Source organism: Chlamydiales bacterium, from assembly GCA_031292375.1.
Classification (GTDB): domain Bacteria; phylum Chlamydiota; class Chlamydiia; order Chlamydiales; family VFKH01; genus JARLHF01.
This window is the reverse complement of record JARLHF010000049.1, coordinates 88,506-110,127: the sequence shown is the minus strand read 5'-3', so window position 1 is coordinate 110,127 and position 21,622 is coordinate 88,506. Positions and strand designations below refer to the sequence as shown.

The 21,622-nt window shown below is 38.1% G+C and carries 22 protein-coding genes; 5 read left to right on the top strand and 17 right to left on the bottom strand.

Going from position 1 to position 21,622, the window contains the following annotated elements; all coding sequences use genetic code 11:
* Positions 1-5: 5 nt before the first annotated feature.
* The 4 genes from sctQ to sctN are packed head-to-tail and all read right to left on the bottom strand — an operon-like array spanning position 6 to position 4,107.
* Positions 6-1,322, bottom strand: coding sequence for a type III secretion system cytoplasmic ring protein SctQ (gene sctQ / locus P4L16_06540; protein MDR3624778.1), 1,317 nt, complete (start codon positions 1,320-1,322; stop codon positions 6-8).
* Complete coding sequence (locus tag P4L16_06535; protein MDR3624777.1) at positions 1,323-2,285, bottom strand: hypothetical protein; 963 nt, start codon at positions 2,283-2,285, stop codon at positions 1,323-1,325.
* Positions 2,286-2,293: 8 nt separating this feature from the next.
* Positions 2,294-2,788 carry a YscO family type III secretion system apparatus protein gene (locus P4L16_06530; GenBank protein ID MDR3624776.1) on the bottom strand — a complete coding sequence of 165 codons (495 nt, stop codon included), beginning with the start codon at positions 2,786-2,788 and terminating at the stop codon, positions 2,294-2,296.
* On the bottom strand, positions 2,785-4,107 hold the full coding sequence (sctN, locus tag P4L16_06525; protein MDR3624775.1) for a type III secretion system ATPase SctN: 1,323 nt from the start codon (positions 4,105-4,107) through the stop codon (positions 2,785-2,787). Before sctN ends, P4L16_06530 begins: the two co-directional genes overlap by 4 nt.
* 199 nt (positions 4,108-4,306) lie before the next feature.
* On the opposite strand from sctN, the gene P4L16_06520 reads away from it, so the two are divergent.
* A complete protein-coding gene (locus P4L16_06520; protein MDR3624774.1) occupies positions 4,307-4,456 on the top strand; it encodes a hypothetical protein in 150 nt (49 codons plus the stop codon).
* A gap of 163 nt (positions 4,457-4,619) precedes the next feature.
* Positions 4,620-5,963, top strand: coding sequence for a phosphoglycerate transporter protein PgtP (gene pgtP, locus P4L16_06515; GenBank protein ID MDR3624773.1), 1,344 nt, complete (start codon positions 4,620-4,622; stop codon positions 5,961-5,963).
* 369 nt (positions 5,964-6,332) lie between these two features.
* On the opposite strand, the gene P4L16_06510 is transcribed toward pgtP, so the two are convergent.
* The 11 genes from P4L16_06510 to P4L16_06460 all read right to left on the bottom strand — a co-directional run bounded on the left by P4L16_06510 (position 6,333) and on the right by P4L16_06460 (position 15,083).
* Entirely contained in the window at positions 6,333-6,944 is a 612-nt protein-coding gene (locus P4L16_06510; protein MDR3624772.1) for a hypothetical protein, read from the bottom strand.
* Between the two features lie 400 nt (positions 6,945-7,344).
* Entirely contained in the window at positions 7,345-8,082 is a 738-nt protein-coding gene (locus P4L16_06505) for a hypothetical protein (GenBank protein MDR3624771.1), read from the bottom strand.
* 7 nt (positions 8,083-8,089) lie between these two features.
* Positions 8,090-8,578: a hypothetical protein gene (locus P4L16_06500; GenBank protein ID MDR3624770.1), complete on the bottom strand. Its 489-nt coding sequence runs from the start codon at positions 8,576-8,578 to the stop codon at positions 8,090-8,092.
* Positions 8,579-8,607: 29 nt separating this feature from the next.
* Positions 8,608-8,856 (bottom strand): hypothetical protein, encoded by a 249-nt coding sequence (locus P4L16_06495; protein MDR3624769.1) that lies wholly within the window; start codon positions 8,854-8,856, stop codon positions 8,608-8,610.
* Positions 8,857-8,869: 13 nt separating this feature from the next.
* On the bottom strand, positions 8,870-9,106 hold the full coding sequence (locus P4L16_06490) for a DUF5398 family protein (GenBank protein MDR3624768.1): 237 nt from the start codon (positions 9,104-9,106) through the stop codon (positions 8,870-8,872).
* A 36-nt stretch (positions 9,107-9,142) separates the two neighbouring features.
* A complete protein-coding gene (sctD, locus tag P4L16_06485; protein MDR3624767.1) occupies positions 9,143-10,996 on the bottom strand; it encodes a type III secretion system inner membrane ring subunit SctD in 1,854 nt (617 codons plus the stop codon).
* An 11-nt stretch (positions 10,997-11,007) separates the two neighbouring features.
* Complete coding sequence (locus P4L16_06480; GenBank protein ID MDR3624766.1) at positions 11,008-11,415, bottom strand: type III secretion system chaperone; 408 nt, start codon at positions 11,413-11,415, stop codon at positions 11,008-11,010.
* Positions 11,416-11,470: 55 nt separating this feature from the next.
* Complete coding sequence (locus tag P4L16_06475) at positions 11,471-12,769, bottom strand: hypothetical protein (GenBank protein ID MDR3624765.1); 1,299 nt, start codon at positions 12,767-12,769, stop codon at positions 11,471-11,473.
* 13 nt (positions 12,770-12,782) lie between these two features.
* Positions 12,783-13,307, bottom strand: a complete 525-nt coding sequence (locus P4L16_06470; GenBank protein MDR3624764.1) for a SycD/LcrH family type III secretion system chaperone — start codon at positions 13,305-13,307, stop codon at positions 12,783-12,785.
* A 20-nt stretch (positions 13,308-13,327) separates the two neighbouring features.
* Positions 13,328-13,864 (bottom strand): hypothetical protein, encoded by a 537-nt coding sequence (locus tag P4L16_06465; protein ID MDR3624763.1) that lies wholly within the window; start codon positions 13,862-13,864, stop codon positions 13,328-13,330.
* Position 13,865: 1 nt separating this feature from the next.
* Positions 13,866-15,083 (bottom strand): hypothetical protein, encoded by a 1,218-nt coding sequence (locus P4L16_06460; GenBank protein ID MDR3624762.1) that lies wholly within the window; start codon positions 15,081-15,083, stop codon positions 13,866-13,868.
* 115 nt (positions 15,084-15,198) lie between these two features.
* Here P4L16_06460 and P4L16_06455 point away from each other — a divergent pair, with 115 nt between their 5' ends.
* The 3 genes from P4L16_06455 (at position 15,199) to P4L16_06445 (ending at position 18,674) form a co-directional block, all read left to right on the top strand.
* Entirely contained in the window at positions 15,199-16,500 is a 1,302-nt protein-coding gene (locus tag P4L16_06455) for a hypothetical protein (protein ID MDR3624761.1), read from the top strand.
* Positions 16,497-17,786, top strand: a complete 1,290-nt coding sequence (locus P4L16_06450) for a hypothetical protein (GenBank protein MDR3624760.1) — start codon at positions 16,497-16,499, stop codon at positions 17,784-17,786. The genes P4L16_06455 and P4L16_06450 overlap by 4 nt, the downstream gene beginning before the upstream one ends.
* A gap of 438 nt (positions 17,787-18,224) precedes the next feature.
* Complete coding sequence (locus P4L16_06445) at positions 18,225-18,674, top strand: hypothetical protein (GenBank protein MDR3624759.1); 450 nt, start codon at positions 18,225-18,227, stop codon at positions 18,672-18,674.
* Between the two features lie 62 nt (positions 18,675-18,736).
* Here P4L16_06445 and P4L16_06440 read toward each other — a convergent pair whose 3' ends face one another.
* Positions 18,737-20,497, bottom strand: a complete 1,761-nt coding sequence (locus tag P4L16_06440) for a BTB/POZ domain-containing protein (GenBank protein MDR3624758.1) — start codon at positions 20,495-20,497, stop codon at positions 18,737-18,739.
* Between the two features lie 262 nt (positions 20,498-20,759).
* Entirely contained in the window at positions 20,760-21,611 is an 852-nt protein-coding gene (locus tag P4L16_06435) for a hypothetical protein (protein ID MDR3624757.1), read from the bottom strand.
* Positions 21,612-21,622 lie beyond the last annotated feature (11 nt).

Below are 21,622 nucleotides of genomic sequence, written 5' to 3'. Positions count from 1 at the left end.
AGGCTCTATATCGCAAGAATGCGCACTCCAAGTACTTCGCCAATTTGAATGAGCTCTCCTTTTCCGATGCATTTTCCGTTGACAATGAGTCTTACGCTATTATCAACTTCTTTATCAAGAGAGAGTTCATTACCAGGATGTAATTCCAAAACTTTTTTTGCAGGAAGAGAGAGAGAGGCGATTTCTATTTTGATGATAAGTGGAATGTCTTCTGGTTTTAGAGGTACGCTTTCTGCTTCATTTACGACCTCAATTTTGGAAGGAGCTGTTTTTTGCTCTGTTTGCTTTGGAAGAGACTCTTTTACAGGTGCTTTTTGCTCAACAAGTTCTTCTTTAAGAACTTTTGAGAGCTCTTCATCTTCCATGAAAAATTCTTCATCTTCTCCTAAGAAAAGGCTTGTATCTTCTGCATCTTCAGCAGGAGGTTGTGCGTCGTGTGTCTCATCTGCAGGCGCGTGGGTTTTGGGTGGTTCTTTTTCTTTAGATGATTCTGTTGTCATAGGGGGTTCCTCGAGCTTAGCTAAATATTCTGTAATTTTAATTTTATTGCCTTGGAGTGTACCATTAAAAAGGAGGGAGTGATTGAAAGATAAAAAACAAGGTCCCTGTTTTTTATCCATATTAAAGGTAGAATGTTGAAGGATAAGGAGGTCTCCAGTTTGGATGTGCAAGAGTTCTTGTAAGGATAATAAAACATGCCCCATGCAAAGAGAAACGTTGAGAGATACACTAGGATTGAAATGAGATCTTTCAAATTCTTCTCGATTGCGCTTCCACGCTTTTCTAAAAAAGGAAGAGAGGAAGAGTCTTCCGTTGATGGATTTATTATCCATTTCAAAGATGATATCTAGACAAAGAGAAAGCTCATTGGGAGCTTTTGCTCCTTTAAGAAGTCTCAAGGGAAGTTTTTCAGTTACACCAAGATCCTCAAGTGTATGTAAGACTTCAGCTGCGATATAGGAACAAAAACCCTCTTGCATTTCATCAGATAGAATATCAATAGGAGATCCAAGAACTAAACTCATCAGGGTTTTTATATCCTCTTCTGGCATCACCCAATGCAGCGTTCCCTCTAGTGGAGATACGGCAATTTGTATGGTTTTTAGACCGCTGCCAAGTCCTTCAAAGAGCTCTCTTGACTCCCTCCATAACCATTGTTTGGGAGTGATTACGAGTTCCTTGCATTGAAACGTTTTTTTCAAGTTTTCTGCAAAGAGGCTCCAGTCGAAAGAGGGCGTATTTCCAAGAAGAGGAATTTCATCAATTTGTAAAATAGCAGAATCAACAAGGGGAAGCCAATTAGCTTTAAGAGAGCCTTTCATCTATTTAGGTCCTCCGCCTTGATCGTCCGTACTGCTTCCTGTTTTTTCTACTCGTGCATACTGGCTTGAATAATCTATTTGTTCTTCAACTTTGATATCGCCGTTGACTTTGATTTTCTTTTGATCGAGTTGAGATTTAATTTGGCCCACAACTTCGGCTGTAAGTGCTGTTGCGGTTTTTTGATTAGTAATTGTTATGCTGATGGTTAATTCTTTTGCTTGATTTTGCTGAATTGTAATCGTTGATCCATTATTGAGGTTAACTGTCGTATCAGTGTTTCCACTATTTACAAAAGTTACAATAGAGCTTACGTAAGTGTTAACAAGGTCTGCAACGCGTGCTGAGGGTTCTACCCTTGAGGTTGCTTCTACTTGTCCTGTTTGCATTGTAGGCTGGTTTAAGACGTTTTGTTGGCCAGGAACTGCTTGTGGACTTGGTGAATTATTATTTTCTTTAAAGTCAGATTGAGATTTTTCTTTTACGGGCTTATAAGAATAGCTTTGAGATGCCAAGTCAAAAGGGCTTGTTGTCTTTGTTTCATTTTTAGAAGTTTTATTTTCTGGAGTAGTAGGGTGGCCTGTGGGTAATGTTGGCTCTTTTTTTACAACATTTTCGCCTGAAAGATAAGATGTAAGTGGAACTTCTTGCTCACTTTCTTCCTCTGTATTCTTTTGTTTTACGTTAGCATTGGCCACATCTTTTTCTTTTGTGTCTGCTGTTGTTTTATGATGAGAGGGTGTAGTTGCCGATGAAGTTTTTTGAGATGAGGGTGCGTAAGGATTGTCAGCTTGTTTTTGTATATGTTTATCTGGAGATTTTTTTGGAGGAGGAAATTGCTTGGCTGAATCATTAGATTGTCTTCGCAGATTTTCATCGAGCGATCGTCCCTGATTGTTTGCTCCAGAAGATGGTGTAGATGGTGTTGATGCCTGTATGGAAGAGGGGTCGTGACTATTAACCATAAAAAATATTAGCTCCGTTTTTTTCCATAATAGATGGTTGTTCCAATTTCATCGAGCTCTAGTTCTTCTTTTCGCTCTAAATTTGTACGTGCTTCTTTTTGCCAGGCTTGATGATGAATTTCAAGCTTTTCTACCTCTTTACGCTTTTCTTTCAATATTTTTTGTGCAGCTTCTAATTCTTTCATTGCTGCATCCACTTTCTTTTGTTGTTCTTTGACCCTCACTTCTTCTTTTGCAAGCTTTTCTTTTACAACTTTTAAATAATCTTTCATCTGTTTGATAGTTTCTGAAGTAGTGCCCTCATCTAACACTTGTCTTAGCTGCGTTAGTTTTTCTTGATAGTGGTTTTGTACCAGATCTCTTGCCTTTTTTACCTCTGCAAGTTTTTCCTCTTCTTTTTCGACGATAGCTTTTTTTTCCTTGACGACTTTTTCAGCGTCTTCTTCGCGCTTCTTTTTAACTTCAACAATCTGTTTTAAGGGGTAATTTTTATCTATACTCACGATGTTCTAAAGAGTCCTTTTAATTGCTGTATTGTTTCTTTAAAGCTTGATTTTTCATCGACTGCCTGTTTTAAAAATCTATTGACTTTGTCGATATGGTCTATTGAAAAGTCTGCAAGCTTGTCTGTACCTTTTTTGTACTCTCCAATACGAATAAGAAGTTCATTTTTTTTATAGTTTGCAAGAACCTCTCTTATTTTTCCAATGAGTTGGAGCTGTTCCTTGTCCACAAGAGAATTGAGCAATCTACTTGCAGAAGATAAGATGTCAATTGCTGGGTAGTGATAACTTTGTGCGAGTGCAGAAGACAAGATGATGTGCCCATCTAGTATGGAGCGCGTCTCGTCAGCAACAGGCTCATTCATATCGTCGCCTGCAACTAGAACCGTATAAAAGGCTGTAATGGAGCCTTTTTCAGAAGTACCCGAGCGCTCAAGAAGCTTTGGCAATGTAGAAAAGACGGAAGGTGTATAACCAGCTCTTGCTGGAGGCTCTCCAGCGGCAAGGCCCACTTCTCTTAGGGCCCTTGCAAATCTTGTGATGGAATCCATCATGAGAATGACGGATTTGCCTTGATCCCTGAAGTATTCGGCAATTGCAGTTCCTACATATGCTGCATTAAGACGTAGCTGAGAGGGCTGATCAGAAGTAGAGACGATAAGAACAGAGCGCTTCATGCCCTCTTCTCCAAGATCTTTTTCGATGAATTCTCTAAGTTCTCTTCCACGCTCACCGATGAGTGCAATGACATTGACATCTGCTACAGCGTTTCTTGCAATCATTCCTAGAAGGGTAGATTTACCACCACCAGCAGCTGCGAAAATACCGACTCTTTGTCCCTCTCCACAGGTTAAAACACCATCGATTGCTCTTACACCGACAGAGAGCGGTTTGCTGATGATGCTACGTTTTAATGGATTTGGAGGAGATTGAATGACAGGATATGTTTCTGTTAAATTAAGAGGGCCTTTAGTTTCAATGTCAATAGGCTCACCAATTGCATTGAGTGTTCTTCCTAAAAGTTCTGGACCTACTTTGATATGCAGGGGTTGGTAGGTTGGAATAACTTCAGAAGAGGGACCAACACCACTCATTTCTCCAAGAGGAGAGAGAAGAACTTCTTCTTGTGTAAAGCCAATTACTTGTGTAATGAGAGGTTCTCCCTCTCTTTTAACAAGACAAATTTCTCCAATTTTCACCTGAGGTATGACAGCTTTGATGAGCATGCCAACAACTTCAGTGATACGTCCATGGACGGTTGCAAGCTGGATGTCTTCCAAGCTTCCCATCAATTTATCTAACTTTCCATCCATTCCCATAAGTGAAATCCTCTAGTACCTCACTCACAGTGGTACTGTTTTCACTACAGTTTGTCAATTACTTTTTCCAGCTAAATTTTTGCTTTTACAAAAAATGGAGGAAATGGGAGGCTGTGTTTGCGTACAAGAGTGCTTATAACCTGAGTTTTAAGTCATTTAAACTCAAAACTCAGGTTTATATTATTTTTTGGAGGCGATTATGTACCACCATTTAGGGATTGTTTTTTCTTCAATTTTCTTTTTTATTGGGATTTTAGTTGGTCAAGAGGGTAGTTGTATACAAAGCTTGATTCAAATTTCACATTTAGAATTATTGCCAAAAGGTGGAGAAACAATTCTTGATGATTAAATAAAAACTAAATTTTCAATACGTTCGTGTACAGCATTAATATGCTTGCAAAATCATTCCATTTTAGTGTAGTGTGGCCTTCGTGATTTTTATGATTTTTTAACAATACTAAAATTAATTTAGAATAGAGTGGTGAACATGTTGTATTGTCAGGAGTAAGAATATGAGTACTGTATGGAACATATTTAAACCTACACCGCACTTAAATGAGATCCAAGATGCGGAAGTTGTAAAAAAGCAGTACAAGTATTGGCGTCTGCGTATTTTTTATACGATGTATGTGGGTTATGCTTTTTACTATTTTACAAGAAAAAGCTATACTTTTGCCATGCCCGCTTTGATGGAAAATTTGGGTTTTGATGAGAGTCAATTGGGCTTTTTAGGCACTGTGCTCGCAATAACTTATGGGATAAGTAAATTTACAAGTGGTATACTTTCCGACCGGTCAAATCCTCGTTATTTTATGGGTATAGGGCTTATTCTTACAGGTGTTATGAACCTGTTTTTTGGGATGTCTTCTTCTTTGCTCTTCTTTTCTATTTTTTGGGGATTAAATGGCTGGTTTCAGGGATGGGGTTGGCCTCCTTGTGCAAGGCTTTTAACACATTGGTATTCACAAAAAGAGAGAGGTACTTGGTGGGGGCTATGGAATTCGAGCCATAATGTGGGTGGTTTTCTTATACCCTTTATAGCCGCTTATGCAGCGGAGCATTGGGGATGGCGCGCTGCGATGTATATCCCTGGTTGCTTATGTATTTTACTTGGGTTTTTTGTGATTAATCGCTTGAGAGATACACCACAATCATTGGGACTACCTCCTATTGAGAAATATTGTAATGATTTTTCTGGTAATCATAAAGAGGTGGAAAAAGAGCTTTCAGTAAAAGAGATTCTTGTTAAGTATGTATTAAAAAATAAGTATATTTGGGTGCTGGCCGTTGCCTATTTTTTTGTTTACGGAGTTAGAATGGCAGTTAATGATTGGACTGTCTTGTATTTAGTAAAAGAAAAGGCTTACTCAAAAATTGGCGCCGCAGCTGCGGTGTCTCTTTTTGATTTAGGAGGTTTTTTAGGAGGCCTTGCTGCTGGTTGGTCATCTGATAAAATATGCTCTGGTAAAAGGGGGCCTATTAACGTACTGTTTACTCTGGGATCACTTGTTGCGGTTTATTTATTTTTCAAAATCCCAATAGGTTATAGTTTACTAGGGTATACATATTGGGATGCTACGATGCTTTTCATTATAGGTTTTTGTATATTTGGCCCTCAGATGCTTATAGGGGTTGCAGCAGCGGAGCTTTCTCATAAAAAGGCAGCAGCAACGTCCACTGGATTTGTTGGGTGTTTTGCCTATCTTGGGGCCGCTGCAGCAGGTTTTCCTCTAGGCATAGTTATTCGTGACTATGGTTGGGAGGATTATTTCATTATCTTAGGTATTTGTGGTGCAATTGCAACACTTGTATTGATTCCTCTTTGGTCGATCAAGTTCAATCCCAAGCATGACTAAAGAAAATAAAGTTATGAGTACAAAAGCAAAAGAAAACTGGAAAAAATGGGTTAGAGTTGCTGAAGAAGCACTTCAGGATAATGCTTTAAAGAGCTCTTATTAAAAGATCCAAAAAAGATTTTGGATGATCATGACATTGATTTAGAAAAAGATGAGCTTCCTAAAATTGTTGAAAACACTAAAAGCATAAAATATTTTACAATACCAACTAAATCCCAGTTAGATGGCCGGTTAAAAGAATCAGGCCTAAGGTAATGTCAGCTCGATTTTCAATTATCTGTTAATCAATAACTTGAATAGTTAAAACACGGGAGGCGCGGAGACTTATAATTTATCATTTATGATGCGTTCTACACCGAGTTGAACCAGTTATAAGAGGTCAAGAAAGTTTCTAGATAATCTTTCGGCTTTATCTGGATTTGTAGTATAAAGATCTTGTAGTGCTTGAGTAATTTGTTGCGTATATGTCGAACCACTCGAAGAAGAGGAAGAAGAAGCAGTCGACGTTGTGCTACTTGAACTTGTTGTTGCTCGATTTGTAGCATCTCGTATCCTGCGTTGAAGATCAGAGTATTCATCTCGAAGCTTTGTTAGCCTGCCAGCAAGGCGTATACCTTCCTGTTTATGTGTAGTAGCCAATGACTCTACCTGCCTGCATAAAGTTCTAGGGGTTAGAGGACGTTGTAAATTCCAGGTGCGAATTTCTAGTGAGTTGGCTATGGCTTCTAATCTAGAACGAAATATGGAATATATATCTTTGAACCGTCGATCGCGTTCGGACGAATCGTATGTACGGGCTTCGTATGTACGGGTTATTGCATCACGCTCTCTGGAGTAGGTATCGTCAGCATCACGAATTTCTCTATGAATGCTGGCAACATCAATGGTTGGATTATTACCCAGTTTTTTTTCTGCCTCTTCGATTTGATTTTTAACGTAACGAAGTGAATGTTCTAAACCTGCTTTACTAATAGCACTCATTTATTTTCCTTTTTAAGTATACTTATGGCTTAAAGCGTCTTCGGATGCTTGATTTGCACAAGCGACCAATGGGATTAACCTTAAATCGCTAAACATCGCCAAAGCATACAGGGAAAAGTAGATTTATTCCAGAAAATAATGGTAAATAAGTCTCATGGCCAACGTATGCTTGTTGATTTTAACTTGCCCAAAGATTGCGATATCCATCAAGAAGTCTATTAGACTTCTTGCGTAATTACATTTGCTTGTTAAAATTGTCTTTTTTGACATCTTTATCGTTAAATTTTTCAACCATATGTTCACATATGCTTGAAAAATTTATCAATAAATCTACTCAAAAAATTTCAAGTTTTCTAAGCAAAGCTAATTATGCAAGAAGTCTATTGAAAGGCTTAAGGGGCTAGTTTTGGATGCCCATGATGGTGGAAATATCGCTAAGAGCCTTTCCGAGCAGGGTTGTAAAAAACTCGACTTGCTGTTGAATACCATTCATTTTGACTTGAACGGCCATGAGGTCTCCAGGAGATAGGTTTTTTGTATGACCAAGAGCTTCTGTAAGTTGAGCCAGTCTTGTATGACTGCCTGCTATGTAGTCAAGATAGTGAGAGACAACATTAGTTGGCTTTGATGGCAAAGAAGAGGGTGTTAGCGGGGTATTTAGCTTATTTCCAATAAAAGAAGCATTGTCATTGAGTTTGGATAGATAAGCAAAAAGGCCAGGCGCAGTAGAGGGGTTTTTAAAATAAGCAGTATTTACAGCATTATTTATGAGATTTGCAGGAACATGTTTTGTTTCTAGCTCTTTTTTCAGGTTTGTTAAAGTGGTAGTTACATTATCATTGTTTTTGTTTAGCAGTGTAGAACTTGTTTCAAGTGTCTTTAAAAAGCTAGGAATTGTGGGCTGTTTTAGGGATGTTGTGCTTCCTGCAGCTTGTGCACTAAGGTCCATAGGAGATGGATTTTGCGCTGCAGATCTCTCCTGTTGCTTTATAGAGAAGGGGGCAGGACCTCCTTCTTGTGTAGGGCTACCAAGGGTTGTGCTAGGACCTTCTCCTGGCGCTCCTGGTGTGATTGGTTTTGTAGCTTCAGTTGATGCAGTAGAGTTTAGGTGATCTAGAGGGGAGGGTTCATTGGTCATATTTTATTCACGTCTTTAGTGGGGATGCTTCATATTCAGTAACTTTTTCTAATAAGGCTAGAGCAGACTTTCCAAGGGAATGTACACCTGGATCAGAAGACTCTTTGAGAGCTTCTTTTACAAGTTTTTCTCCTGTTTCTGCAAGAGCGCTGATCTCTTGAGGTTTTAGGGTAGGGCCTTTTTCAATTGTTTTTGCATCTTTTTTTATTGAGGTAAACTTGTCTACAAGATAAGAAAAACCTAGCAAAACTTTGGCAAGAGCATTTTCAGGTTCTTTTTTGAGAACAGAAGAGAAAAGATGTCTTGCTGTCTCTAAGCGCATTGCATTGAGAGCAATGTAGCCAAAGCCAAGGACAGGAGCGCTGTGCTCCGGCTTGAGTAATTGAGCTGCTCTAAAAATTTTTTCTGCAGCCTGTTGATTACCTTGCTTGACGGCGATGAAACCAGTTTCTACAAGCATAGGAAAATCTTCTGAATGGAATTGATTGTGACTCATATTTTAACCTTGATAAGCTTAACTTGGGATTATCCACCTTTTGTATTACGAGCAACTGCCATAGCAATATCTTGAACGCCCTGTATTACGTTAGTCAGTGTTTGACCAAACATAGCAAGCGTATTCATCTTCATCTGAAGCTGAAACAATGCAGACATCTGTACTGATGATGCCGACATTTTTCCGATGGCTATTGTCTGTGCGTTAACATCGCTAGACATTGTTTGGTAACTATTTATTAACGATTTATAATCGATATCGCCAGGTGATGATGACATTTTATACCTCTAATTATTTCTTGGAGATTTTTGCTATTACTTGTTCAACAGCCGTATAGCCAAGAAGCAAGGCCTCTGTCTCATCAAAGACTTTTTTATCTTCTCCTTTTCTGAGAAGGCTTTTAAGTTCCTCTATACGAGACGAAATCACTTTTTTTAGTTCTGCAAGTTCTACAGCTGCATTTGGACCTTTTAACTTGCTCTCTAAGTCAAAAGCAGGTCCCGCTTTTTTTTGTTCTAAACCAAACATCTTTAAGAGGTTCTCCCTAAGTCATTTTTTAGATATTTATTGATTATATTTAATTTTGAATTTGAGTCCATCTTTTTCCAAGAATATAACATTTGATTGGATACTTGTAATTGTCATACCATCCAAAACATCTCCACGGGTCAAAATTAATCCATTGATCATAACATTGATATTGGTGTGATCGTGAGTAGAAAAGCCAGTTACTTGATAGCGCTCAGAGATATTGATCACAGCTTCTGCAGGAGACAAGGGAACAACAAAATTTTTGACGGAGCGAAGCCCATTTAAAGTCTTCCAAGACTTGATCAATGTTTGTAGGTCTTCTTCCTTGTTGGATGCAATGAACCCTGCAAGAACCATCTCTCCGTTTGCAATTTGAGTGGTAACACCATTTAATCCTTGCGCAAACAGATCACTATTTACTCTGGCTAAAATATCTTCTTCGACAGCCACGCGGTTTTGTAGTTTGTCAAGGTAGGGAAAATTCAAATTGAGATAGTCTGTAAGTTGAGCAAATTCTTGTCTCGTTCTTAAGTAACCAGTGACTACAAAGACACCGGGTTTTGCAGCATGAATACTTACGCCTGTCCATAGAGGGTTTTTAGCGATTAGATTGTTTTGCTCTTGCCAGATATTTTGGTCGACGATGACATTGGTGTCATCGAGGTGGGAGATGAAGGTAAGGCCTTTGAGATTGTATTCTAGCTGGCTTTTATCGATAGGTGTTAAAACGTGCCCTACAAGGAATAGTGTACCTGTTGCTTTATTGAAGGAGGATGTAACTTCTGGAAAATCTTGTAGTGAAGTTGTAATTTCAGCATCGGGGTTTTTTACAGGGATGATCTCTTCTTTACTTGTAAATAGAGATGAAATTCCAAAGATAATAAGCAAAATAATGATAATGATGATGGCGCATATAGATAAATTTACCTTGGATGCAAAAAAAGCATCGAGAGCATTTGTTTTAAGTTTTGTTTTAGGGGTAGTAGGAACAGATTCTTCAACTTCTTCTACTATTTCAGTTTCTGTCTCTTCTGGCTTTAACTCTTCAAGAGGTGCAAGAGAAGGCGCTGAAGAAAAAATTGTATGACTTTCACTCTCTCTATCGACAATGACAAAAGAGGTCGTTCCAAGAAAGATGACATCTTGGGCCGAAAGTTCTGTTTCCTCTTCAATCTTTTTATCGTTGATTACAACACCATTTCTACTTTCAAGATCTGCAATGTAGCATTTTTCTTCTGCTGTAACAGTGATGCGTGCATGCCTTCTGGATACACTTAAGTCATACAAGATTACATCGCATGTTGCAGGATCGCTTCCGATGACATAGGACTTATCTGGACTCATGGAAAATTCAGCACCTGTTTGAGGGCCTGAAATGATCTTTAGAAGAAAACGCTCTCTTAAAGAGAGGTCTAATGGGGGGGCGTCAACGGGAACTTCTTCTGCTGAAATTTCTTCATAAATTGTTGGAAAGGCGGGCTCTGAAGATGCATCTGTGGGCTCTTCTGTAGAAATTTCTGTGGCACTATCTACATAGTCTTGTTCGGGGCTTGAGCTTTTATTTTTTTCGAGAGTCTTTTCATCGACATCTTTTTCAGTAAAATAAAATAAAGTAGCTCCAATTTTTAGGCGATCGCCTTCTTTGAGGGGAAGTGCTTCCTCAAGATGTGCATTATTTACGAGTATGGGGTTAGTTTGGCTAAGGTTCTCGATGAAAAAGGTATCTTCCTGTTTTTTTAAGAGAGCATGTTGCCTTGACACTTTAGGATCTTCAATAACAAGAGTGCAAAGGTCTGGGTCTCTGCCCAAAAACCATTCAGTCCCATTTTCAAGAGCGAAAATATGTCCTTTTAACAAGCCATCTTCTGCAATAAGTTTTGATGTCATGGATATTTATCCTAAACCTTCACCAGCTGGTCGTTCACTTTCTTCTGCCACAAATCAACATAGTTTATAAAATCCTCGATATGCGATTTAAACTCAGCATAATTCATTTGGAATGGGTATTTTTTTGTAAAAGTAAACTGTTTACCCTCTTCATTTAAGCCAATTATACCGCCGCCCGTTCCTTTTCCAAACAAATTAGCATGCATGAGCGTAGAAAAAAAATCTTCGCAATTCTGTTCAGAGCAAGGTCCAAGATAGGATGTAAGATAAAAACCTGTTTCCATAGCGCGTATACCAATAGCTAAATCTTTTCCAAAAGAAAATTTATATGTCTTGTTTGCATCAACTACTGGTATATCAGTAAGTTCGATGTCTTTTGCTAGTTGTCCTACAAAAGAAATTAATAAAGCTTCATTCATGGCAAATCTTATACACCTTAAGTTATCCAGTTTGCAAGCAGAGAGTGCATCTATTTTATCCTCTCATTGAAGAGGCGTCTACAACAGAGTGAAATGCTTGCTTAATTGCATCTAGTACAGACCCTGTGATATCACCTGATTTTCTAGAAACTTCTCCCGTTGCTTGTTGCGCTGTTTGAACGAGCGTGGAAAGTGCGCGAAAAAGAGCGGAAAGAGCAGCTTGCTTTGCTTGAGTTTGCCTTTGTAGAGAGTTACTTAAATCTGTGATACCCTTTTGAACACCACCAATGCCTTGACCAAGTGCACTGCAAGTATTACCTAATTTGTCAAAAAGTTTAGCTTTTTCTTGAAGCTTTGTTTTGGTTGAGGCGTTTTCTGCTTTTTTTGTTGCAGCATCTTTCTCAGCCTTTGCTTTAGCCTCTGCTTTTTTTAGCTTAGCAGCTTCTTCTGTTCCTACCTTATCCGCTTCTGTTGTTGCTTTACCACCTGTGGCAGCTGGTGCGTCAGTAGCGCCTGCTTCAGCACTGCCCTTAGGTGCAATGCTAGGTTCTGCATCGCCTTCGCCTTCGCCTTCGCCTTTATTTAAGTTATCGGCATCAGATTCTGCTGGTAACTCTTCTATAGACTCTTCACTTATATTTGCTGCACTGATACTAGAAGCCATGGACAATCCCGCAAAAACCCCCGACAGTGTGCCAAAAACGACGTTGACAGACCCTGTAAAAATTTCTGAGAGAGCAGTGTTAAATTCAATATTGGCGTTTTGCATATCACTTTGATACTGCGCTGTTGCAGATTCATTGCTATAAGAGTATTCCTGCGTTGCAAGCGTTGCTGAGGCAATTGTAGCTGTTGATTGTGTTTTAGATTGACTGGATAAAATTTGATCCAGAATGGAAAGGATAATAGAGAGTAGGCTCTGATATTTTCCTGGGCCATCTGGTTGGTTTGGATCATCTTTCAATGCTGTCTGAGAAGTTTGTCCTACTTGTCCTGCTTGCATAGCTCCGAAGGTAGCCTCACTTGTACCCAGAGATATGCCATATTTTGATGCAACCATTTGTTGGGCAAATTGAGACTGCATAGCAGGGTTTCCAAATAGAGAAGGTGGCTTTTGAGGAGTAGATCCAGGAGATGGAGGTCTTAGCTGAGAAGTTAAATACTCTTTTTCGAAGAGACCATCAGTTGCTGTTTGCAAAGATTTTTGAATGGAATCTACGTAGGGGCTTTTCTTGGGTTTTTTAGTTGCAGGTGTATGCTCACCTGCTGCAACAACTTTTTCCGTGTGTCTAGTTCCAGAAATTGAGGAGTGCGCACCTTCTCTTTGGACTAAATCATCGTCTATACCGCTCATAGCTATCTCCTAATTACTTTTTGATTTCTGACAAGGTTTTTAAAATAATTTCGGAGCGCACTTTAAGAAGCTTATAGGGCTCTAACTCACCTGCTACAGTGATTGCTTGCTCGAAAAACTGTTTTGCTTTTGTAGGATCATTCATCTTTAGACAGCACTCACCAGCGCGATAAAGAGGTGTTGGATCTTCTACATTATTGAGGAATGCATAACCATAAAAGTTGATAGCAACAGGATATTCTTTTAATTCATCTAAGCAAACAGCCGCGCCCAGTGCATAGGTAAAGGATTTGGGATCTAGCATCATGAGTTTGTTAAAAACCCCGCAAGCTATTTTGTATTTTCCAGCCTCATATAAGGAATAGGCAAGTGTATGCAGTTTAAGCATAAATTCTTCTGGGACATGAAAGATATCTTTAAAAACCATATTTTTTTCAATTATACATTCTCCAATATGTTTTCCAAGTCTTTCGAGGTCTTCTTCTTTATTTAAATCATACCCGTTAAAAGTGTCAAAAACGCTTTGCATAAATGTCATAACATACTCCTACATTATAGTTAGTGGCTCATACCAAGGACGGATTGCAAAATTTGTGAACTCATCTGAAAAATTGCCGAAATAACGCTTGTTAGCTGTTGAGAGTTAGTTGTTGTTGAAGATGCATCTTGTATGTCCATTTGTTCTGAGTTTTGGTGCGCTTTTAGTCTTGCTTGAACTACTTGCTGTTCAAGCAAAGCATTCTTATTTTCAAGGGAAATTTTATCTTGTACAGATTTGGGGTCATTGGGGTTCATCGATTGTAAGACAAGCGCTGAAATTTGATCTGCATAGAGGTTATCTTTCGCCAAATCACTTGTTAGTATGCTATTAGAAAAATAGCTTAAATATTGGTTAAGGGATGTAAGTGCATTAATCATAGTTGCAATTGCTGAAAAGATAATAGCGCTACCGCTCTCTTTTAGTGGAGGATTTGCTGCTTGTACTTCGGCAGATTTAGCTACAGTTATTTTGGTAGCTGCTTGTGGCGGAGTATAATTGTTATACCCGGGGGTTGCAGGGTTTGTGATGTGAGAAGATTCTGTGTTGTCAGTCATGTTAACCCGTTAAATCGTGAGTGGAAGATTGAACTGCTTGCAAAGCCTGCTGAAAGGCTTCCTCTATCTGTTTTACACTCTGAAAGGTGCCGCCAATTGTCTGTGTCATAAAGTCTACAAATGTTTGTGCTTGTTGAGAGTTGATTTTTGCTGTTTGATATTGGAGTGTATCTTTTGCGAGAGCTTTTTGATCACCAGCCATTTGTTTCATATAAAGGCCCACTTGAATTTGTGCAGCCCCAAGGGTTACGGTTGCAAGAGCAAGTCCTATTCCAATACTTGCACCAACTGCTGGATTGAATGAACCAAATGAAGCTAGTACTCCCAAGATAGAAAGCCCGACGATTGCCCATTTAAGTCCACTAATCAATTTATTCGTTGATTCAATTTTGCCTTGTAAGCTTGCAATATCTTCTGTGAATTTTTGCATTGCCATGGCACTTGCTTCCATTAAGTTGGCTTGTGCTAGGTTATAAGCACCTCCTGCAGTATCGAGGTTTCCAAGTGCTTGTTCTAGCTTATTAGATGCAATATCGATTTGATTTTTTGTAGCTGTATAAACAACTAAGGCGTTTCCTCCCTCTGAGCCACTGATTGCCTCTAAAATCGTTGCAATATCTTTTTTTGTTTGAGCAAGAGAAGATGCAACAGATGCAATAAAATCGGGGCTATAACCATCTAGATTTGCCATCAAACAATTTCCAAGTGCTGCACTTGCAGCTTGAAGTTGAGCCGTTTCGCTTTCAGTAGGCGCCTTATTTTGTGCAAGAGTTGCAACATCCGTCCCCTTATTTAGCCAAGAAGCAAGTACCCCAAGTTCTAATGCATCTAAGGTAGCATCAACGCGCTCAACGGCGCTCATTTCTGTCTTTTGAAAGACATCAATTTTAGCCATGATACCAACGTAACTTTCAAGTCCACTAGAAGAGGGTGTTGGAACGGAGTCTTTTAGTTTAATGTTTAGAGAAGATTCAATTGTATTGAGCTGTTCTTTTACAGACTTTGTTGCAACATTACTTGCAGGTTTTGGCAGAGTTGGAAGTACAGGAACGCTTGCTTCTGGAATGTTGAGATTCAGTGAAGGACCAGTAGAGGATACAGCATCGCGATAGATATTTTGAGCAGGAGCACCTGGTGCTTTTATAGAGGGTTGTTCGCTAATTTTTCTAAGTTCTGCAAGTTCACGCTCTCTTTCCCTTGCGCCAATGGGATCTGTCATAAATATCTCAACTTTTGTGAGACCATATTTCTGGTCTAAATATTTTTTTGTTCGCTTTATCTTGCTTCTATCATAAATTTTATTTATACAAAATCAAAATAATCGGGACTGTATCATGCGAATGCAAAAAATAAGGAAATGGTGGAATGGACTGCTTCCTTGTGACTTTCAATTTATCTGGGTCATGCCTAATTTGCATGTGTTAAGAGCTCTTCAAAGGGATGATTTATTAGTTGCGGATGCAAGTGGGAAGCTTAAAGTTGTAGCTTCCAAGCGAGGATACAAAATTATAGATAATATCTTATTGAAAAGATCATCCATTAGGGTAAAAAGAACAATAGAATATACGCTTATGTCGTTTCTATATGAGATTCGATCTCCCTTAGATAGATGTAAAATTAAAGTGATTTTAGAAAAAAAAAGTGCGCTTGTACAAAAGATTTTGTCGAACTTAGAGCTTTTAAGTACGAGAAATTGGGATATGGGTCCTATTTATGCACTTTTGAGATCTTTCATTATTCAATCTAATGTGCGCTTAGACATTATTAAGAAAGTAGAGCTTGCAACACGTACAGCTAAGTCGTTTTTAGCACACGAGGAGTTAGAGCTTGCCAGGAAAAAAGGGGTGCTGCCGCAGCTGAGAATAAAGGGACTTTCTGGCATGTACATCATGAGAAATAGTAAGTATCAAAAAATGGGTATTTTCAAGCCTTTTGATGAGGAAATTTTAGGGCCTAATAATCCATCAGGAAATACGTATCGAGGCCAGCTTGGTATTAGAGGTGTGCGCCTTGGAATTCGTGTAGGAGAGTGTTTGCATCGAGAAGTTGCAGCTTTTTATGTGGATAGGTATTTACAGCTAGGTATTGTCCCAAAAACAGAGTATGCATGTATTGCGCATAGTTTTTTTGGAAGAATGCAGGCATTGATACATAAGAAACATATGGTATTGCAAGAAAAAAGAGGCTCTTTTCAGGAGTTTAAAGAGGGCTTTTCCATGTTGAGTAAATGGAAAAAAGAAGAGTATGCATCGATTCCTCTTCTTGAAGTTCAAAAGCTATTTATATTAGATGTCGTCATTGGCCACTTAGATCGTCATTTTTCAAATATTCTTTTTGATGGTAAAAAAATAGTCGCTATCGATAATGGCCTCTCATTTAGTGATAGAGAAGAAGGATCAGATGCATGGCATTGGAAGACATTATCGCAGTGCAGAGAGCCTCTTCTTGAGCCTAGTATCCAGTGCATTAAAAGGATTCCATTGGAATTGTTATCGATAGACCTGCATAAGAAGTGTTTTCTTTCAATAGGTTCAATCAATCAGATGAGAAAGAGGGTTTTATTTTTGCAAGAGTGTATTTCAAAGCAAGAAAATCCTTTTCAAATAGCAACATCTATGGCGTTAGGAAAAGAATGAGTTATAGTTTTTTTTATGTAAAGCAGAATATAAGGCTTTTAAAGAGCTTGCAAGCAGGGGATAAATTAATTGTTCTGAAAGGCGGGCAACTTAAGAAAAGCACTTCTTTAAAAGAGTCTTGTCTTTCTTATTTGCAAAGAAAAAAAGTGCAAGAATGCATTTGCTATAGCTTTCAAGTTTTTTGTCATGAGATGAAAAATTCGCTGAATTTGAACACTCTTTGTAATATCTATAAGAGAACGATCATGCATGCAAATGATGCGCTTAGTGCTATCAAAAGGCATCCCATCTATTTTGTTGTAGAGAGTGAAATAGAGGCTATGATTAAAGAGTATTACAAAGCATCTCTAATGCAAGAAGAAGTCATTCGGTCGATGACAATAGCTGTTGCAAAACAAGAAGACACCTTTCTTGTTTTGGATGCAAAAGAGGCGCTTCTTTCTGGGAAAATTCCTAAAAAGCCGTCTATGGGTGTTTCAGGATCTTATATTATGTATGGCATCAAAAGGGCCATAGCGGGGATTTTTAAGCCTTTTGATGAAGAGATTTCGGGGCCAAATAATCCGTTGAAAGTATCTTATAGAGGATCTCTTGGTAAAAGAACGTCTTGTTATCACACAATAGTAGGCTGTGGCATACACAGAGAGGTTGCTGCTTCTCTTGTCGATAACATGCTTTTTCTTCATTTAGTACCAAAAACATGCTATGCAGAATTTTCTCATAAATGCTTTTTTGAAAGTGGTGAAGGCAGATATCTTAAAAAACCAAAGACAAAGATGGGATCTTTTCAAGAGTATCAAGCAGGTTATAAGCATGTTTTAGAGATTAGTAAGAGGGGATTAGAGGGAATACCCGTAGATCAGCTTCATCGTCTAATGATTTTGGATTGTATTATTGGAAATATGGATAGAAATCAGGGCAATCTTCTTACTAATGGACGTGCATTAGTAGCTATTGATCATGCATTGTCATTTCCCTCAGAGCACCCTGAAAATGTGCATAGTCCTTTGATAGAACTTCCTCAGTTGCAAGTTCCTTTTTTCTCAAGTTTAAAAGAAAAAATTCTAACGATCGATGTTGAATCCCTTGCTTGTTATCTTAAAAGGCATTGCTTTTTTGATTATCGTGAGCTAGAGCGCATGAAAGAGAGAATCGCTCTTTTGCAAGAAGGCGCTCGTCTTGGTGCATTGCCTGCAAAAATCATGAAGCTTTCTGTAAAAGAGCACCTAGACAGGCTCAAGAACAGATCATCAGACCTACAGTCCACAGCAAGAGCCCTTTATTAACTCATGTATACACAAACCAATTCTTGAACTTGTTTGTGTATATTATTAGCAAACTGTCGCAAGCCATGCTAGCTTCCAAAACCTTGTATTTCTTATGAGGTTTTGATTTTATCACCCAAATGATTGCATGTATAATTTGCAGGGCGAAGACCCTGCGTTATAAAAGCTTATGGCAACGCCATTAGGTGGTGCCAGAACACGATTTGCAGGGCGAAGACCCTGCGTTATAGTATTTTTAAACGAATTTGTGGAAAAAGCTCTGGGAGCGCGGAATTCTTGGGGGTTGCTTTTTGTTCCTAAATTTTTATTCTGAGAGAAAATTAAGATTTTATTTGGATAATTTAAAGAAATGATGTAGTGTGTTTTGAGTGCAAAAATTGCTCAAGGTGTTTCATGAGATATCTGTTTCTTCTACTGCTCTTATGCTTTAAGGTCATTTTGGGTGCGCAAGAAGCTTCTCTGCAAGATCTAGAAGGAATTATTATGGGTATAGAAAAATATACAAGTTATTTTCATGATGGCTCTATTTTATCAATTAAGCATACAAATAATAAAATGGAAATAGCTATGGAAAGTGCTGAAATGGATAAAGAAGATTTATTAGAATCTTTTCTTTTATCTAATCGTAATACAATAAGAGGGATTTTACATATTGATGGAATAAAAAATCTTGAAGAAGATGAACAACTCTATAAAGGTGAGTATATAATGAAATCTAATTGTCCTGAAATTTATGATTTTATTCTTGGGATTAATCAAATAGAATTACAGGTAATTTGGACAAATATTCCTGCTGTGCATCAGACTAAAGATTTTTCTGTCCTCAAAATCGAAGCAGAAAAAATTTATTGGGAAAATATTCCTGACTTAGTAGATCCATTCTGGTGAATAAAGGTGGGCGTCAAATAAGGCCATTTTTTTCTTTTAAGTAAAATCCCTAATATGGATGGTTAGTAAAAGCCTATTGAATTACTTAACACTGTAGTGCTGAAATGGGTGGTATTCTCAAGTGCGTTTAAAATGGGGAATCTGCTGTGATAAGGAGTTTCGTTTTTTAAACCCTTGAGACTAGCAAGGGCATGCATTTCGTTTGCTTTTATAATATTTTTTTCTACTCCTATTCCATGATAATAACAGTAGCTAAGAATATAGCGGCCTTGAGTGTTATGATAAAGAGGCAGATCGGTACAGAGATCAACAATTTTCTTTGCATATATTTCAGCGTTCTTTGAATCCATAATGATTCCTTCTGCATTTAAAAACATGCGAGCTAGATTAACTTTTGCAAAAGGATTGTTTTGGTCTGCTGATTTTTGAAAGAGTTCTACAGCTTTTTTATTATCCTTGAAAGAATGATAATATATGTACCCTAGACGGTTTTGAGCATAGGAATCATTTTGCGCTGCTGCTTGGGCATACCATTGTATAGCCTCTTCAGAGGGCTTTCCGTGTTTAAGTTCAAGCAGCTTTCCTAATTCAGTCATAGCTGGAGGATACCCTCGTAGAGCAACTTGCCTCAAAAGTTTTTCTGCTTCATCCCGATTTTCTTTACGCTCAGTAATTCCATTTGCAAGATTGTAGGCCAAGAGTGTTTGTAGAAAAGATTTTTCTAGGGCTATTTCAGGTGATTCTGTAGTGTCTTGGAGTATTTTTTGAACAGCTTCTTGTGCAAAAATTGTTGTAATTAAATGATTTTTTAGATGGGTGTGAGCATAGTGAAGGCAATAGAGGCATTCGCCAATTAGAGGCAGCAGATTTCTCTTCAAATCCGGTCTTGTAGTATATATTATGGTTATTGCAGTAATAAGAATATCTGGCTTATTAATAAACATACTTTTCAAATTTGCTTGAATGTGGCCTTTTAATGTGTTTAAGTTTAGAAAATCTGCCAGTTCTTGTAGTTCAAGATATTGCTCTGTGAGCATTGAGGTATATTTTGAACCACCATAAAGATAATCGATAAGAATTTCTACAACCTCATTAGAATAGCTTGATAGATCAATAGGTTCGTCTTGAAGAGACTCTCTTGTATTTAAGTAGCTTTCAAAAAAAGAGTTTGGAAATAGCTTTAGAATAAAGGGATGTATTCCTATCTCTTTTCCATCTTTGCAAAGAATAAAAATCTCTTTTCCATCTTCAATGGAGCGCAAATCAGTTAAAGAAGGATGAATGGGATGTTGAATCGTAAGTGGTTGGTTTTTAACAGCTTTTGCGTACAGGACTTGAGCTTCAACCTTAGCTTCAACCTTAACCCGATCAGCATCTCTGTAGGCAGATTGTATTGTTTTATCAGCTTCGTTTCGAGTAGCTTCGAAGAGCTTACCAATTTGTTCGGCAAGTTGGATTTGTTCATCTTTTAATTGAGCAATGGGCGATATGTTAGAGAATGCTAGTTGAAACCATTCTTCGCTAACTTTTTTCTTAGAATGAAAATAGTTTCCTAGTTTTTCTAAAGCAATACAACTATCAGATGAGCTTTCAAGTTCATTAAATGCATTAATAAGGAATTTTGAAACATTTGTAAGACGAGTATTTTCATCTTTAAAGAATAGTTCTCGAAACCAGCGCATTTTTTTGGGCTTATCTGTAATAACAGGTTGAAGCATGCCATGATCATCGCATTTCAGCTCAATACGTTGATTTTCAGGGTTAAACCCACCTTCTGCAACGTTGTGGATAAAGCTACTGAAGCCATTTAAATTTGCACTCATACAAATATCCGTGTTTATAATGTATATGTAACACGGGCGAATATAATTATAAAATAATTTTTTTGATTAGGGGTCCTAGAAAAATTTAAAAAATCATTATATTATTAATGCTCGGTGTCTCTATCTTGGTGCATTGCCTGAAAAAATATGAGGCTTTCTGTAAAAGAGTATCTAGATAGGCTCAAAAATAGATCATCAGACTAGTCTGTAGCAAGATCTCTTTACTGATCCTTTGCATTTGTTTGTGGCTTGCTTAATTTTTTTATACGATTATCTTGAGTTTTTGGGTCTCATTGTACAAGCGTTCTGTGTTATTATGAATAATGAGCTTGAGCGCAAACAAAAGAGGAAAGTCTCCCTCTGGTATGGAAGGATTGGCTTTGCAGATCTCTTTTTCCATTCCTGAAAACGCTTGATCAACAAGTTGTAGTTCAGCCTGCAGAAACAGCTGCTTTATTTCCCTTTGACAAGTACAACCGGCAAGATCCTTATATTTCAATACTATTTCGATCAAAGATAGAATACGAGTATTGACTGCTTGAATTAAAATCCGGCGCACTTCATCTATACTAGATTCATGCATAAGTATTTCTAAAATCGTTAACATCTCCATAGGAACATTTGAGCCTGCGGCACACAAATTTTTTACATGCCAAAAAGCCGCCCATACCCCACCAGCAACCCGTCTTCTAGATGTCTGTAAACAATCTCTTTCATGACACTCATTAAAGAGAGTTAGATTACCCTCTCTAATAGCCTTCATATATAGTTGATCATGGCTAACTACTGAAAAGCTGCAATCACTAATTAAAACAACACTTACTGCTAATAGAGGAAAAATGCCCCCAGATAGCACCCAGGTAGCAACTTTTGCAGCCGCTTTCCATCCTGATCTTTTAATAACAACAGGAAGATGACTTACATATAATACCCCTGTATCTTTGTCGTAATCCAAGACCTGAAACACTCGACCATTTAGACGGCCATAATTCCAGGAATCATACTCATTACCCTCCCAAAATTGGAGGTACTCAGAGCATTTTACAGCGAAAGAAGCTAAACAGGATAGTTTTGAGCACTCACTACCAGCTACTTCACTTAATGGCGTATGCATACGTGTCCTTG